The following is a 14,702-nucleotide window of genomic DNA, read 5'->3' as shown; positions in this document are numbered from 1 at the left end:
CGAGAAGCACGCATGCAGACATTTTTCATAGCGCCGACCGATTTCGGTGTCGGCCTGACTTCGATCAGCCTGGGCCTGGTGCGCACCCTGGAGCGCGCCGGGCTCAAGGTCGGCTTCTTCAAGCCGATTGCCCAGCCGCACCCTGGCGACACCGGCCCGGAACGTTCCACAGAGCTGATCGCCCGCACTCACGGCATCAAGCCGCCCAAGCCACTGAGCCTGGCCCAGGTCGAGCGCATGCTCGGCGACGGCCAGCTGGACGAGCTGCTCGAGGAAATCATTCGTCTTTATCAGCAAGCCTGCATCGGCAATGACGTGGTGGTGGTCGAGGGCATGGTGCCGACCCGCCATGCCAGCTATGCGGCGCGGGTAAACCTGCACCTGGCCAAGAGCCTGGACGCCGAAGTGATTCTGGTGTCGGCGCCGGAAAACGAAGTGCTCAGCGAACTGTCCGGGCGGGTCGAACTGCAGGCCCAGTTGTTCGGTGGCCCGCGCGACCCGAAAGTGCTTGGGGTGGTCCTCAACAAGGTGCGCACCGACGAGAGCATGGCCGAGTTCGCCACGCGCCTGCGCGAGCACTCGCCGCTGCTGCGTGGCGGCGACTTCCGCCTGCTAGGTTGCATCCCCTACCAGCCCGACCTGAATGCCCCGCGCACCCGTGACGTGGCCGACCTGCTGGGCGCGCAAGTGCTCAATGCCGGCGACTACGAACAGCGGCGCATGAACAAGATCATCATCTGTGCACGCACCGTGGCCAATACCGTGCCGCTGCTCACCCCCGGCACGCTGGTGGTGACGCCGGGCGACCGCGACGACATCATCCTCGCCGTCAGCCTGGCGGCGATCAACGGTGTGCCGCTGGCCGGCCTGCTGCTGACCAGCGACAGCAAGCCCGATACACGCATCCTCGGCCTGTGCCGCGGCGCCCTGCAGGCCGGGCTGCCGATACTCTCGGTGAGCACCGGCTCCTACGACACAGCCAACCAGCTCAACTCGCTCAACCGCGAAATCCCGGTGGATGACCGCGAGCGCGCCGAGTTCATCACCGACTTCGTCGCCAGCCACCTTGACGCGGCCTGGCTGCACCAACGCTGCGGCACCCCGCGCGAGCTGCGCCTGTCGCCAGCGGTGTTCCGCTACCAGCTGATACAGCGGGCGCAGCAGGCGAATAAACGCATCGTCCTGCCGGAAGGCGCCGAGCCTTTGCTGGTGCAGGCTGCCGCCATCTGCCAGGCGCGAGGGATCGCCCGTTGCATGCTGCTGGCAAAACCGGAAGAAGTCGAAGCCGTGGCCCGCGCGCAGGGCATCACCTTGCCGGCGGACCTTGAAATTCTCGACCCCGAGCTGATTCGCGGGCGCTATGTGGAGCCGATGGTCGACCTGCGCAAGAGCAAGAACCTCAATGCGCCCATGGCCGAGCAACAGCTTGAAGACCCGGTAGTGATCGGCACCATGATGCTGGCACTGGATGAAGTCGATGGCCTGGTCTCGGGGCTGGTGCACTCCACCGCCAACACCATCCGCCCTGCCCTGCAACTGATCAAGACCGCGCCGGGCGCAAGCCTGGTGTCGTCGGTGTTCTTCATGCTGTTTCCCGAACAGGTGCTGGTGTACGGCGACTGCGTGATGAACCCGCACCCCAGTGCCAGCGAACTGGCCGAGATCGCCCGCCAGAGCGCCGAATCGGCACAAGCTTTCGGCATCGCGCCACGGGTGGCGATGATCAGCTACTCAAGCGACTCGGCAAGCGACGAAGAAGTGGAAAAAGTGCGCGAAGCCACGCGCCTGGCGCAGAGCGCGGAGCAGAACCTGCTGATTGATGGGCCGCTGCAGTACGACGCTGCCGCCAACCCTGATATTGCCCGCCAGCTCGCCCCCAACAGCCCGGTGGCCGGGCGCGCCACGGTGTTCGTGTTCCCCGACCTGAACACCGGCAACACAACCCACAAGGCGGTGCAACGCAGTACCGACGGGGTCAGCCTGGGGCCCATGCTGCAAGGCCTGCGCAAGCCGGTAAACGACCTGCCACGCGGTGCTCAGGTGGATGACATCGTGCATACCATCGCCCTTACAGCCATTCAGGCCAGCGTTGTGCGCTGAAACCTGAGGGCTGCTGTGCAGCCCAAGCGCCGGCAAGCCGGCCCCCCAGCGATGTGCAGCGTTTGCGACCCTGAGGGAGCCGGCTTGCCGACGATAGGGCCGCACAGCGGCCCCAAGAACTCACGGGTACTGCTGAACCTGCCCCTGCTGGTCGTACTGCTGACCTGGGATCGGCTTCAGGTTGACTTCTACCCGGCGGTTCTGAGCGCGGCCATTGGCATCGGCGTTGCTGGCAATCGGCTGGTCCGGGCCCATGCCACGTACGGTAACGCGCGAGGCATCCACACCTTGCGAGGTCAGGTAGGCGCTGACCGCCTGGGCGCGGCGCTGGGACAAGTCCATGTTGTGCTGGCGGCTGCCGGTGCTGTCGGTGAAGCCGACCACTTCGATGGTGTTCTGGTTGAACTGCTTGAACGAGGTCGCCAGGTTGTTCAGCGGCGAGTAGAAGCTCGGCGCAATGTTCGCCGAATCGGTGGCGAAGGTGATGTTGCCCGGCATGATCAGTTTGATCTGGTCACCCTGGCGTTGCACTTCAACGCCGGTATTGGCCATTTGCGCACGCAATTCGGCTTCCTGCTTGTCGGCGTAGTAGCCGTAACCGGCAGCGGCGGCACCGACAGCGGCGGCGCCTATCAGGGCGCCCTTGCCACGGTTGTTGTGGTCGATGGCGGCACCGGCGATGGCGCCGGCCAGCGCACCAAGGCCACCATACTTGGCGGTCTTGCTCATGCCCGTCGAGCCGCCCTGTGCCTGACCTTGGTTGTCATAAGGGTTCTGGCTGGCGCAGCCGGTCATCAGGGCTGCAGCGGTCGCGACGATAATCAGACGACGCATGGTGAACATGGACAAGCTCCTACAAAAATTCGTGTGTGCGGCAAATCGTGAATGGATCTATGCCAGCCTTGGATTACAGCGCGGCGAAATAATTCCATGAAAACCTGTTCATGCCCGCACGAACGGGTTCTCGCGCATTTCGTCGCCAAGGCGGGTATCCGGCCCGTGGCCGGTGACCACGATGGCGTCTTCATCCAGACGGTACAGCCGCTCCTTGATCGAACGAACGATAGCCCGCTGATCGCCCCCCCACAAATCGGTACGGCCAATACCACGGCGGAACAGCGTATCCCCCGCCACCAGCAGCTTGGCATCGGCGAACCAGAAGCTCATCGAGCCCGGCGTATGCCCTGGGGTGTGCAGGGCCACGCCACAGCCGCAGGCCAGCGCTTCGTCATCACCCAGCCAACGGTCCGGCGGTGGCACCGGGGTGTAGGGTACGCCGAACATCTGGCACTGCATCTCCAGGTTGTCCCACAGCGGCTGGTCGTCCTTGTGCAGGTGCAAGGTGGCGCCTGTGAGCTCCTTGAGCTTGCCCGAGGCCAGAAAATGGTCGAAGTGCGCGTGAGTGTGGATGATGCTCACCAGGGTCAGGCCGTGAGCCTGCAGGCGGGCGAGGATCTTGTCCGGGTCACCGCCCGGGTCGACGACTATGGCTTTTTTGCTGAGCGGGTCGCCGATCAGGGTGCAATTGCACTGCAGCGGGCCTACGGGGAAGGTTTCGCGGATGAGGGGGGGCTGGGAAAGCATCTGGGCTACCGGTGCGGTCGTGAGTGGGTGGAACCGGGCGCTTGTCTTTAGTTGTATGGCGCCAAGCAGATCGAGCGCGGCGCGGGCGGCGCTCGATTTCATGTGCGCAGGATAACCCAAGGCAAGCCCTGGGCCCCACGCGCTCAATCACGGCAAATACAACCGGAACAACCCACCCCCAAGCGCCCCGCCATTGGCAATCTCTATCCGCCCTTGCACCCCATCGCGCTCGTGCAACGCCGCGATCCGTGCCGCGAAATACAGGCCAAGCCCGGTGCTGCCACTCTGCCCGTCGATCCCCAGCGCGTAGTCCTGCTGCCGCTCGAGCAGTCGCGCGGGGTAGCCGGGGCCGTCGTCGTTGACGCTGATTACCAGTTGCTCGTTTTCTTCCTCGATGCTGATCAGCAGCGCATGCCCAGCGTAACGGGTGGCATTGGTGATCACGTTGGCGATCACCGAAGCGACCAGCTCACGGTCGAAGAAGCCCAGCGGGTTGTCGCTGTCCACACGCCAGGTGGCGAGGATGTCATTGTGCTCAAGCACCTGCTGGTGGGCCGCCAGTTGCGCTTCGATGAAGTCGTCCAGCTCGTGGTAGTCCGGGCACACCGGGAGCTGGTTGACGCCCAGCTTGTACAGCCCCAGTAACTGCACCAACATGCCGTTGAGGTGACGGAACTCATGCTCCATCACGCCCTGCTCGGTGCCGCTGCGCAGCTCTTCGGGCAGGCGCGCCAGCCACTGGTCGTGGGACTGGATGAGCGCGGACAACGAGTTTTTCAGGTCGTGCACGGTGGAGGCGATCACCGTGGAAAAATCCAGCCCCTGATTATCCTGGCTCATGCGCCGAAAACCTTGATGTGCAATTTGCGGTAGCGATCATAGCGGCTGTCACTGGCAGGGATGCCTGCCACGCTGGTCAGGCAGCTGCGACACTCCTCCAGGATGGCAGGCGGGGTCACTTCGCCACCAATACGCAACAGCGCCTGGGATGTGTTGAGGGCAATGCTGATGTTCTTGGGCTGCAGCGACAAAGCCCTGCGGAACATCTGCAAGGCTTCGTTGAGTTGCCCAGCCTGGTAGCTGCGCACGCCCTGCCGGTTGAGGTCGACCGCCTCGGTGACAGCGTTGAGCACTGCCGGGTCGTCGGTCAGCGCGGCTACACTCTGCATGACCTTGGGGTCATCACCATAGGTTTCCACGCACGCCTTGAGGATGCTGTTCGCCGCCGCAGCCTGGTCGAGCCCTTGCAACTGCCTGGCCACGGTCAACGCCGCTTCAACCGAGAAGAACTGGTCCATCTTGTCCAGCCGCTGCAGGGCCTGTTCGGTGAGCTTGGCGGCGGTATCGGCATCACCGGCCTGCTGCAGGCTGGCGGCCTTCATCATGCGTGCCCGCACCTGCAGGCCTTGATCGTCGAGGTTGTCCTTGGCCACCTCGCTGAGCACGGTGTTGATCTCGACTCGGGTGCGCGCATCCAGGCCAAAACCGGCGTTCTTGCTCATCAGTGCCTGCACCAGCCCGAGGTTGCTCTCGGCATCCTTGTAGCGCGAACTCTGCCCTTGGTTCACCGCATGGCGGAAGGCCTTCGCCGCGCTCTCAAAGTCTTCGTTGCCCAGCGCCAGCTTGCCCAGTGCAGCCTGGCGCCGCACTGCCAGGGGCGACAGGCGCACCGCTTCTTCGAGCATGCCCTGGGCGCGCTTGGTGTCGCCTTGGGCCACCAGCACGTCGGCCATGCCGTCATACAGGCTCGGCATGATCGGGAACGCCTTGAGCCCCTGCTCGTAAACCCCCTGGGCCTGGGCGTTCTGGCCACGCTTGTGCATCAGGCTGCCCAATGCTGCGTATGCCCAAGGCTGCGGCCGGCTGGCAAGGATGCCCTTGAGGAACTTGTCGAGCTCTTCGAAGCGGTTGAGGCCGCGCAGGGCATCGGCGCGGTAGCGCAGGCACAGCGGCGCGAACCGCGGGTCTTTCTTGCACAGCTCGGCACACGCCGCCAGCACTTCGGCCGGGCGGCCGCGGTCCAGCGCCTGGAGGATAGGCTTGAGCAAGGTCTTGCGTTGCGTCAGTTTGTCGAGGCGCTGGGCCAGCCCAACCCGGTTGAACGGTTTGGTCAGGTAGGCATCGGGCTCGTGCTCGAGTGCGCTGAGTACGATGGCCTGGCTGCTTTCGGCGGTCACCATGATGAACACGCACTCATGGCTGATGAGCTTGTCGAGGATCAGGTCCTCCAGCACTTGCTGGCCATTCTTCTTGCCATCACCCAGGTGAAAATCCTGAAGAATGTAGTCGTAGCGCTTTTGCCCGCACATGCGCAGGGCCTGCTCACCGCTGTCGGCAGTGTCGACGTCGCGCACGCCCAGCTCACGCAGCATGGAGCGGGTCGACGTACGAAAGTCGGTGAAGTCATCGACGATCAAAAAGCTCTTTTGCCCGTACTGCAGCATCAACACGACCTGTATTGGATGATGGGAGGATGGCGCGGGGTGATGCATACCGCCGAATACTGTATCGGCCGCTGGTCGGAAAAGATTAGCCAGGCATTGCTACGCCAGGATTGCCCCCCCTCAAGCCACTGCTTTTTTATCGGACAAACGCTCGGCAGTACCGTCAGGCGAGCAAGCCCAGCGACTTGGCCCGCGCCACCGCCTGGGTTCGTCGCTCCACGCCGAGCTTGCTGTTGATGTGGCTGGCGTGGGTTTTGACGGTGTGCAGCGAGATGAACAGGCGCTCGCTGATCTGCTGGTTGGAACAGCCTTGCGCGATCAGCTCGAGTACCGCCAGCTCACGCCCGCTCAAGGCTTCGTTGGTGCCACTGCTGGGCGCCACCAGCTCGGGCAGGCGCGCCAGCAGGTCGGCTTGCACTTTGCAGGCCGGGCGGGCGAGCAACTGCTCACGCAACCATAGCGGGTGGCGCTCGATCAGCCGCTGGAACGGCTGCATCACCCCGCCCTGGGCCGCCGACAGGGTCGCAGGCAGCAACTCCGTGGCCTGCGCTTCGCGCCCTTGCTCCAGTAACAATGCGATCCATTGGCACAGCGCGCTGAGGGTCAACATCATGCCGCCGCTGCCCTGCCCACGCTCGACCAGGCCGCGCAGGCGCACCGCAGCATCTTCACTGCGCCCCTGGATGCGGTCGAGCAATGCCTGCTGCAATTCGATGTGCAAGGGCAGCAATGGGTGGAACTCCGGCGCCGCGGCCGGGTGTTCGCCACCATAGGTCTGCCCAAGCCGCAGCAACCAAGATTCGGCCAGGTCGGTACGGCCCTGGGCCAGCCACAGCTCACACTTCACCAGGGTGATCATGGCCAGGTAGAAGATCGGCGGTACATCCCAGATATGCATCAACCGCTCGGCCTCCGCCAGCTCGGCGAACGCCTCTGCGTAATGGCCTTCGCGGCCGTCGAGCGTGGCAATCACGCAATGGCCGATCAATACGCTGATATCACGGCAGGCACGCGCTTCACCCAGCCCTGCACGCAAACGCGCACGCCCTTGTGCAGGTTGCAGGCGAGTAACCAGCAAGTAGCCCTCGTACAAGGTAAGCCGTGCACGTACCGCATACAGCCGCTGGGCCGATAGATCCTGCAAGCGCTGCAACCCTTGGCGCACTTCATCCAGGGCGCGCAGTGCTTCGCCGCGGGCATGCAGCACCCGCGCACGGTCGTAGTGAGCCAAGGCTTCGAACAACGGATTGCCGACCCGCTGGGCCAGCTCAAGCGCCTCGCGGTTCCAGCCCCGCGCGCGCCAGAAATCGCCATCGGCAATAGCCAGGTTGGACAGTGTAGACAGGCACACCAGGCGCTGACCATAGCGCTTGCACGGCAGGCTCTGCAGCGCCTCACCACAGTAGGCCAGGGTGCGTTCACGGTCGCCGCGGCCACGGGCGATCACCCCGCTCAAGGCTAGCCACTGCGCCAGCATGGACTTCTGCGCGGTGGCCGAAGGCGCTGGCAGGAAGCGGCTGAGGTAGCTTGCCAGCTCCTCTGCGGCATCCAGTTGACAGGCCAGGCCCAGCGCCCAGCTGTACAGCACGATCAACCGTGGCGTGCTGATCAGCAGGCTATCGGGCAGGTCCATTTTCCAGCGCAGCAACATGCCGACATTCTGCTCGGCCAGCAGTTGCTCTTCCGACAGGCTCTGCACCAGGTCGGCGGCGACATCCAGGTGGCCGGCGCGCAACGCCTGCTCCACCGCCTCGTCGAGCAGCCCCTGGGCCTGGAACCAGCGGCAGGCACGCAGGTGCAGGCGCGCTTGCGGCTCGCTGGACTGGCGGCTGCGCAACAGGTCGGAGAACAGGTGGTGGTAACGGTACCAGTGGCCATGTTCGTCCAGTGGCACCAGGAACACCTGGTGGGCCTGCAGGTAGCGCAGGATGGCAGCGCTGTCGTCGCGCTCGCGCAGGGCATCGCACAACGCCGCACAGAAGCGCTCCTGGCAGGCGGTGTCGAACAGGAAGGCCTGTACTTCGGCCGGCAGGATATCGATGACTTCTTCGAGCAGGTAATCGCGGATCAGCCCTTCGCCGCCATGCAAGGCGTGGGGCAAGGCATGTTCATCGCCGGACTCGCTGGCCGCCAGCTGCCAGAAACGTAGCCCGGCCACCCAGCCGTCACTGCGCTGGATCAGATTGTCCAAGGCCTGGCCACGCAGGCCGGTGGGCTGCCGACCAATGACAGCCAGGGACTCGTCGGGCGTCAGGCGCAATTCCTGCTCATTGAGCTCGACCAGCTGCCGCGACAAACGCAGCCGCGCCAGGTGCCAGTCGGGCCGTTGGCGGCTGGTGACCAGCAGTACCAGGCCGCCCGGCAAGTGGTTGAGTAAAAACTGCAGGCAGCGATCGAGAACCGGGCCCTGGGCCAGGTGATAGTCGTCCAGCACCAGTAGCAGCGGCGTATCGGCTTGCAGGTACAACGCCAGTTCATCAAGCAGGCCGTCGAGCCATTCCTCGAAGGCGAAGGGTTGATGGCGCTGGCGCATCTTCAACAGGCCCATCGCCTGGCCGCCCAGGGCCGGGCAATATTGCTGCAGGCCTTCGAGCAGGCGCTCGAGGAAGCGGCCGGGGTCGGCATCGCGCTGGCTCAGGCCAAGCCAGAGGCTGCGCCAGTGGCCAGGCAGCGCCTCGCAGAATTCGATGGCCAGGGAGCTTTTACCAAAGCCTGCAGGGGCATTGACCAGCAGCAAGCGCCCGCCAAGGCCGGCTTGCAGGCGCTGGCACAGGCGTGCGCGGTGCACGTGACCGTCCGGCAGCGGTGGCCGGAAGAAACGCCCGTCCAGCAGGCCCAGGGCCTGGCTGGCGAATCCATGCGTACGGGACAAATCTGTCATGACCGGCTCGTTCTGGTTGAAAAACTACGGCGGTACGGATTGTTGCGAGACTAGCGGGTAACGCGGCGCATTTGAAGATGATGGGCGCAAATCGTCCGGAAAAGACTACGACAAAAAGCGACAACCCTGGTGGACAGTAGCTGTAATGCGGGTTTGGCAGGGTATTCAGCGGCTTTATCGCAGCGCTGGAACAGAAACGCCCCGGCAAGCCGGGGCGTTCTGGGAGATCACACGGAGGTGTGGACTAGCGGTTCAACGGATGCCCGACTGGCGCAGCGCAGCGGGCTGGAAGTCGGCCTTGCTGGCACTGAAGCCGAAGTCGTAGGATTTTTTCTCTTCGTTCTTCATCCCCAAAGCCAGGTAACGGCCCGATTGCAGGTCGTAGATGGTTTCCAGGGTGTACCACGGCACCTGCACGTTGTAGTAGTCCTGGGCATGCGCCTCGGACACGCGCCACAGCTGGTTACGGCCGTCATACTGGTCGATTACCGCTGCCTGCCAGGTATCCTCGTCGATGTAGAAATCACGCTTGGCGTAGATGTGACGCTGGCCAGGCTTGAGCGTGGCGACCACATGCCATACCCGGCGCAGCTCGTAACGGGCCAAGTCCTGGTTGATATGGCCGGCCTTGAGGATGTCGCTGTACTTGAGCTTCGGATCGTCGAGTTTGTAGGCGTTGGAGGCGATGTACATTTCCTTCTTGCCTTCAAGCTTCCAGTCGTAGCGGTCCGGCGCACCGTTGTACATGTCCAGGTTGTCCGAGGTGCGCAGGCCATCGGCTGCGGTGCCCGGCCCGTCATACGACACCTGCGGAGCCTGGCGCACGCGGCGCTGGCCGGCGTTGTAGATCCACGCCTTGCGCGGCTCCTTCACCTGGTCGAGCGTCTCGTGTACCAGCAGCACGGTCCCGGCCAGGCGCGCTGGCGCAGTCACTTCCTGCTTGAAGTAGAACAGGATGTTGCCCGGGTTGTTCGGGTCGTAGTCCTTCATCCGGTCACGGAAGACGAACTGGTCCTGGAAGTACACCAGGCTGTAGGAGCCGTTCTGCTGAGGAGTGGCCTGGGTTACCAGGCGCGTCACGCTGCCGCCACGGTAACGGGTAATGTGGTTCCAGATGACCTCGAGGCCGCTTTTGGGGATCGGGAACGGTACGGCGGTCTGGAAGTTGTTCAGCCCGTTGCCGCCCTCGACCAGCGTGGTCGCGGTGGCGTTCTTCTTGATGGCGGCAAACACCTCATCAGGCACGGTGGCGCCGCGGTGGGTCTTGTACACCGGGATCTTGAAGGTGTCCGGGTAGCGCTTGAACATTGCCACCTGGCCCGGTGACAGCTTGTCCTTGTACTGCTCGACGTTCTGCGCGGTGATGGTGAACAGCGGCTTGTCACTGCCGTACGGGTCGGAGAGGAAGCCTTTGGCATCGACGCTGCCGGCGGTCTTCGACAGCGGCTGCCACGCGCTGATGGAGCCATCAGCGTTACCGGCCTTTTCCGCGCCCATGGGTGTCAGGGTGCTGCCCAGCTTTGCCGCTTCATCGGCGGAAACCGCAGCCATGACGCTGGTCGCCAGCAGGGACAGGCCCAGTACACCGGCTTGCAGCAGACTTCTGGTCTTGTTCATGTCGTGTCGTCCTGGATCTGATTGCTTAGAAGTTCACGCCGAAGCTGAGGGCGACGAAGTCGCGATCATCCACGGTGCTGTACTTGCCGTCGAAGAAGTTGGTGTACGACAGGCTGGCGGTGTAGGTGTTCTGGTACTCGGCGTCCAGGCCAAGGCTGACCGCCTTGCGGCCTTCCTCGAAGTTGCCGCCAGGGCCTGGCGAGTAGCCGGACACGTCATGCGACCACGCCACGTTGGGCTTGAGGTTGACCCCGGCGAACACGTCGTTGTAGTCCCAGATGACCCGGGCACGGTAACCCCAGGAAGTGCTGGTGGTGTAACCGTCGTTTTCGCACTTGCGGTTCAGGTTGGTGGTCGAAGCACCGGCACCAGCGCCAGCGATAGTGCTGGTGTTGAGCGCCTGGCAGGTATCGGCGCCACCGGTGGCTGGCAGTGGGCCCGGGCCGAATACCGGGTCACGGCCGTAACGGGTTTCGTGCGCGTTCTCCAGGCCACCCACGTGGGTGACACCCACTTCGCCCACAACGGTCATGCGGCTGGCACCCATCACCTGGTCGAAGAAGTGCGTCAGGGTGGTCTGGAACTGGGTAACTTCCTTGCGGCGGTAGCCGTGCAGGTCTTCCCCTGGGGTACCGGTGAGCAGCGAGGCGTTGCTCAGTGCGCCGCCAATCGGGCGCACGCCAGCGAACAGGATGTCGGTGGTGTTCAACTGCACCGGGGCATTGGGCCGGTAGCTGATTTCACCGCTCCACGCGGTGCCGGTGGGCAGCGTGGTGGAGAAGCTCAGGCCATACAGGCGAATGTCTTCTGGGTACTCGACGAAATACTTCGAGTTGCCGGCCACGATCAATGGCGCCAATGCACGCAACTGCGCTGGCAGCTGGCTCAGGCCGGCAAACACCGACGGCGAGGCGCCTGTGGCGCTGAAGATCGGCGCACGGCTGTGGTAGTTCATGAAGTAGGCGCCGAACTCGGTGTCGAGCGGTTCGAACATGTAGCGCATGGCCACACCGAACTGGCCGCTGTCACGGGCGTCGCGGTCAGCGCCACGGGCCACCATCACACCTTCTTCGTTGATGTTCACGCCACGGGTGGCGAGGAACTGCTGGGCCGCTGCCGGCACTGTGCGGCTGCTGTTGAGCACGCGCAGGTTGTCGGTGCAGCCGTCGGCGATGATGTCGGGTTGCGAGAAGAAGGTGCCGCAGTTGTCGACGACGGTCTGGTCCCACTCGACCTGGTAGAAGGCTTCGGCCGACAGGTTGTCGGTCAGGCTCTGCGAGATGTAGAACATGTTGACCGGGATCAGGCCCTCCTTGATCTCGGCGCCAGGGCGGCGGAAGGCGGCGACGTCGATCGGGTTGATCGAGTTGATGCCACCACCGATGAAGGTGCTTTCGCCCCAGCTCACCACCTGCTTGCCGAAGCGCACCGAACCGGGCTGATCGCCGATCGAGTAGTTGTGGTACACGAAGGCATCGAGCAACTGGGCGCCGGAAGACTTGGCGCCTTCCTTGCGGCCGGAATCGCTGATGTCCTTGAACTCGCGGCTCTCATCCTTCAGTTCGAAGTCGTACCAATACTTGCCTCGCACGAAAACGCCGGTGTCGCCGTACTTCAGTTCGAGGTCATGGATGCCCTTGAAGATTTTCGAGAAGGTTTCACCCTTCTTGAAGTTGAGGTGGCCATCGTCAGAGGTTTGCGACAGGCCCTTGCCGCCGTTGTTGACCCCGATCAGGTTCTTGTTCGGGTTGGCGGTCGACCAGCTGGCGCCGACAGAGAGCGACGAGTCGAACTGGCCTTCGATTTCCCCGATGTTGAAACTGACTGCGAAAGCAGGGCTTGCGAGCGTGGAAGCAAGGCTGACGGCCAAGGGCAGCTTGGCCCGACGCCAGAACGGGTTTGCAGATGTCATCGACGCTACTCCATGTACTTTTTTGTTATGGCAGTGAGTCCTTTCAAGAACGGCCCGAGCGACCGGTATGCAGGCTTTCACCTGCAGCGACACGTGTTGCGCGTGTCGCCCTCCCCCATTCCTGAAAATCCCCTGGCCCCGACTATAGCCAGCAGGCTTGGGTGCTTGATCCCTCTAAAGTGTGATTTGCACACTAGCCGCCAATTCGCCCCCGCGTGGTCCCGGGTTGCGCGCTGGCAAGGCAGAAGCATGGCGCATTTTTTTCGTTTGGCAAGGCGCGGGCCGCTCTGGCCTGCGGGTCATGTTCCGAGGTACATGACCCGCAGCGCGGTTACAGCGTGGAAAGGAACGCGCTGTTGCTGGCCTGCCACTGCACGATGTCCTGGCGGATACGCTTTTTGTCGAGTTTTCCTACGCTGGTCTTGGGAATTTCTGTAACAACGGCAATCTGACTGGGAATCGCCCACTTGTTGATATGGCCTTCCTCGACAAAGGGCTTGAGGTGTTCCTTCAGCGCCTTGGCATCGAGGGCCTGCCCGTCACGCACCACCAGCAGGGCAAACGGGCGCTCACCCCACTGCGGGTCGGCAACGCCCACCACCGCCACTTCGCGCACGGCAGGGTGACGGCTGATCAGGTCCTCGAGGTCGAGCGACGAGATCCACTCGCCGCCAGTCTTGATCACATCCTTGATGCGGTCGCGGATATCGATGTAACCCATGCCATCAAGGGTGGCGACGTCACCGGTGTGCAACCAGCCGCCTTGCCACAGTTCCTCACTTTTTTCCGCTTCCTTGAAGTAGCCCATGGTCAGCCAGGGCGCGCGCAGCACCAGTTCGCCCTGGGTCTCGCCGTCGGCCGGGAGGAAATTGCCCTCGGCGTCGACGATCGCCGCTTCCACCAGTGGCACCGGCACCCCGGCCTTGATGCGGTAGGTAACACGCTCGTCTTCGCTGCCGGCCTGCAGTTCATCGTTGAGGTGTGCGGCAGAGATCAGCGGGCAGGTTTCGGACATGCCGTACGCCGCCGTCAGCTGAATGCCCCGCGCCAGCGCAGCCTGGTAAAGCGAGCGGTTCAGCGCGCTGCCGCCGATGATGATCTTCCAGCCGCCGAAGTCCTGGCCTTGTGAGCTTGGGCAGTTGAGCAGCATCTGCAGGATGGTCGGCACGCAGTGCGAGAAGGTGACCTTCTCTTCGCGCCACAGCTTGACCAGCATCTCCGGCTCGTAGCGCCCCGGGTACACCTGCTTCATGCCGAGCATGGTGGCCGCGTACGGGATGCCCCAGGCATGCACATGGAACATGGGCGTGATAGGCATGTACACGTCGTTGCTGCCGAGCAGGCGCACACTGTCGATGCTACCCGTAACGGAGGCCTCGGCCAGGGTGTGCAACACCAGTTGGCGATGGGTGAAGTAGACGCCCTTGGGGTTGCCGGTGGTGCCTGTGGTGTAGAAGGTCGTGGCGACCGAATTCTCGTCGAAGTCGGGGAAATCGTAGTGCGGGTTGGCCGCTGCCAGCAGTTGCTCGTACTCGCCGACCAGGTTCGGCAGCTCGGCGGTCTTGTCCGGGCCATCGGTCAGCAGCAAGGTCTTGTCGACCGTGGTCAGCTGCCCGGCAATGCCCTGATACAGGCCGACGAAGTCACTGTTGACCAGTACGAAGCGGTCATCGGCGTGGTTCATTGTGTAGAGGATCTGTTCCGGCGACAGGCGCACGTTGATGGTGTGCACCACCGCGCCGATCATCGGGATGGCGAACATGCATTCCAGGTAGCGGTGGCTGTCCCAATCCATCACTGCCACGGTGTCACCGGCCTTGACCCCGGCCTCGGTCAGCACGTTGGCCAGGCGGGCGATGCGCTCGTTGAGCTGTGGATAGGTCAGCCGCAACTGGTCGCGATAGACGATCTCGCGGGTCTTTTCATACCGGCTGCCGGACATGAGCAGGCGTTTGATCAACAGCGGGTATTCATAGGCGCCCTCGGCGGGCTTGATGATGCGGGTCTGCAACATGGGTATCCCTTATCTGGAAAGCGGGCCGAACAAGTCTGGGATCTACTGTAGTTCGCCAATGTGACGGTCAAATCAGCCGAAGGAATGATTTGGCTGCGCAAGGTATGAGTGGCATTGTTCGGGGGACGGACCATCCCTGCCCTGCCAACG

Annotated in this window: 9 protein-coding genes; 1 reads left to right on the top strand and 8 read right to left on the bottom strand. The window is 63.4% G+C overall.

The features are described from left to right. The first annotated feature begins 12 nt into the window (after positions 1–12). Positions 13–2,100 carry a phosphate acetyltransferase gene (gene pta, locus ACFY68_RS16285; RefSeq protein ID WP_387529146.1) on the top strand — a complete coding sequence of 696 codons (2,088 nt, stop codon included), beginning with the start codon at positions 13–15 and terminating at the stop codon, positions 2,098–2,100. 120 nt (positions 2,101–2,220) lie between these two features. Here the strand turns inward: pta and ACFY68_RS16280 are convergent, their stop codons facing one another. From ACFY68_RS16280 to ACFY68_RS16245, 8 genes are all read right to left on the bottom strand, one after another. Continuing rightward, on the bottom strand, positions 2,221–2,943 hold the full coding sequence (locus ACFY68_RS16280) for an OmpA family protein (protein WP_346614928.1): 723 nt from the start codon (positions 2,941–2,943) through the stop codon (positions 2,221–2,223). Between the two features lie 99 nt (positions 2,944–3,042). After that, positions 3,043–3,684 (bottom strand): MBL fold metallo-hydrolase, encoded by a 642-nt coding sequence (locus ACFY68_RS16275; protein ID WP_346614927.1) that lies wholly within the window; start codon positions 3,682–3,684, stop codon positions 3,043–3,045. Between the two features lie 147 nt (positions 3,685–3,831). Then, positions 3,832–4,524, bottom strand: a complete 693-nt coding sequence (locus ACFY68_RS16270) for a sensor histidine kinase (protein WP_387529142.1) — start codon at positions 4,522–4,524, stop codon at positions 3,832–3,834. Further along, positions 4,521–6,128 carry a response regulator gene (locus ACFY68_RS16265; protein WP_387529139.1) on the bottom strand — a complete coding sequence of 536 codons (1,608 nt, stop codon included), beginning with the start codon at positions 6,126–6,128 and terminating at the stop codon, positions 4,521–4,523. The genes ACFY68_RS16270 and ACFY68_RS16265 overlap by 4 nt, the downstream gene beginning before the upstream one ends. Positions 6,129–6,291: 163 nt before the next feature. After that, positions 6,292–9,009, bottom strand: a complete 2,718-nt coding sequence (locus ACFY68_RS16260; RefSeq protein WP_387529136.1) for a LuxR C-terminal-related transcriptional regulator — start codon at positions 9,007–9,009, stop codon at positions 6,292–6,294. A 252-nt stretch (positions 9,010–9,261) separates the two neighbouring features. Further along, entirely contained in the window at positions 9,262–10,626 is a 1,365-nt protein-coding gene (locus tag ACFY68_RS16255) for a DUF1329 domain-containing protein (protein ID WP_387529133.1), read from the bottom strand. A gap of 25 nt (positions 10,627–10,651) precedes the next feature. Continuing rightward, positions 10,652–12,538, bottom strand: coding sequence for a DUF1302 domain-containing protein (locus ACFY68_RS16250; RefSeq protein ID WP_346614922.1), 1,887 nt, complete (start codon positions 12,536–12,538; stop codon positions 10,652–10,654). Between the two features lie 331 nt (positions 12,539–12,869). Beyond that, complete coding sequence (locus ACFY68_RS16245) at positions 12,870–14,552, bottom strand: fatty acid--CoA ligase (protein ID WP_387529130.1); 1,683 nt, start codon at positions 14,550–14,552, stop codon at positions 12,870–12,872. Between the last annotated feature and the right edge of the window lie 150 nt (positions 14,553–14,702).

The organism is Pseudomonas sp. NPDC012596, from assembly GCF_042902325.1.
Taxonomy (GTDB): Bacteria; Pseudomonadota; Gammaproteobacteria; order Pseudomonadales; family Pseudomonadaceae; genus Aquipseudomonas.
Note: the sequence above shows the minus strand (reverse complement) of the source record. Positions and strands in the feature narration are given on the sequence as shown.

What these genes read in the sequence shown, in the direction of transcription:
- pta (WP_387529146.1), top strand. Translation starts at nt 13, where the DNA reads ATGCAGACATTTTTCATAGCGCCGACCGATTTCGGTGTCGGCCTGACT.
- ACFY68_RS16280 (WP_346614928.1), bottom strand. Translation starts at nt 2,943, where the DNA reads ATGTTCACCATGCGTCGTCTGATTATCGTCGCGACCGCTGCAGCCCTG.
- ACFY68_RS16275 (WP_346614927.1), bottom strand. Translation starts at nt 3,684, where the DNA reads ATGCTTTCCCAGCCCCCCCTCATCCGCGAAACCTTCCCCGTAGGCCCG.
- ACFY68_RS16270 (WP_387529142.1), bottom strand. Translation starts at nt 4,524, where the DNA reads ATGAGCCAGGATAATCAGGGGCTGGATTTTTCCACGGTGATCGCCTCC.
- ACFY68_RS16265 (WP_387529139.1), bottom strand. Translation starts at nt 6,128, where the DNA reads ATGCTGCAGTACGGGCAAAAGAGCTTTTTGATCGTCGATGACTTCACC.
- ACFY68_RS16260 (WP_387529136.1), bottom strand. Translation starts at nt 9,009, where the DNA reads ATGACAGATTTGTCCCGTACGCATGGATTCGCCAGCCAGGCCCTGGGC.
- ACFY68_RS16255 (WP_387529133.1), bottom strand. Translation starts at nt 10,626, where the DNA reads ATGAACAAGACCAGAAGTCTGCTGCAAGCCGGTGTACTGGGCCTGTCC.
- ACFY68_RS16250 (WP_346614922.1), bottom strand. Translation starts at nt 12,538, where the DNA reads ATGACATCTGCAAACCCGTTCTGGCGTCGGGCCAAGCTGCCCTTGGCC.
- ACFY68_RS16245 (WP_387529130.1), bottom strand. Translation starts at nt 14,552, where the DNA reads ATGTTGCAGACCCGCATCATCAAGCCCGCCGAGGGCGCCTATGAATAC.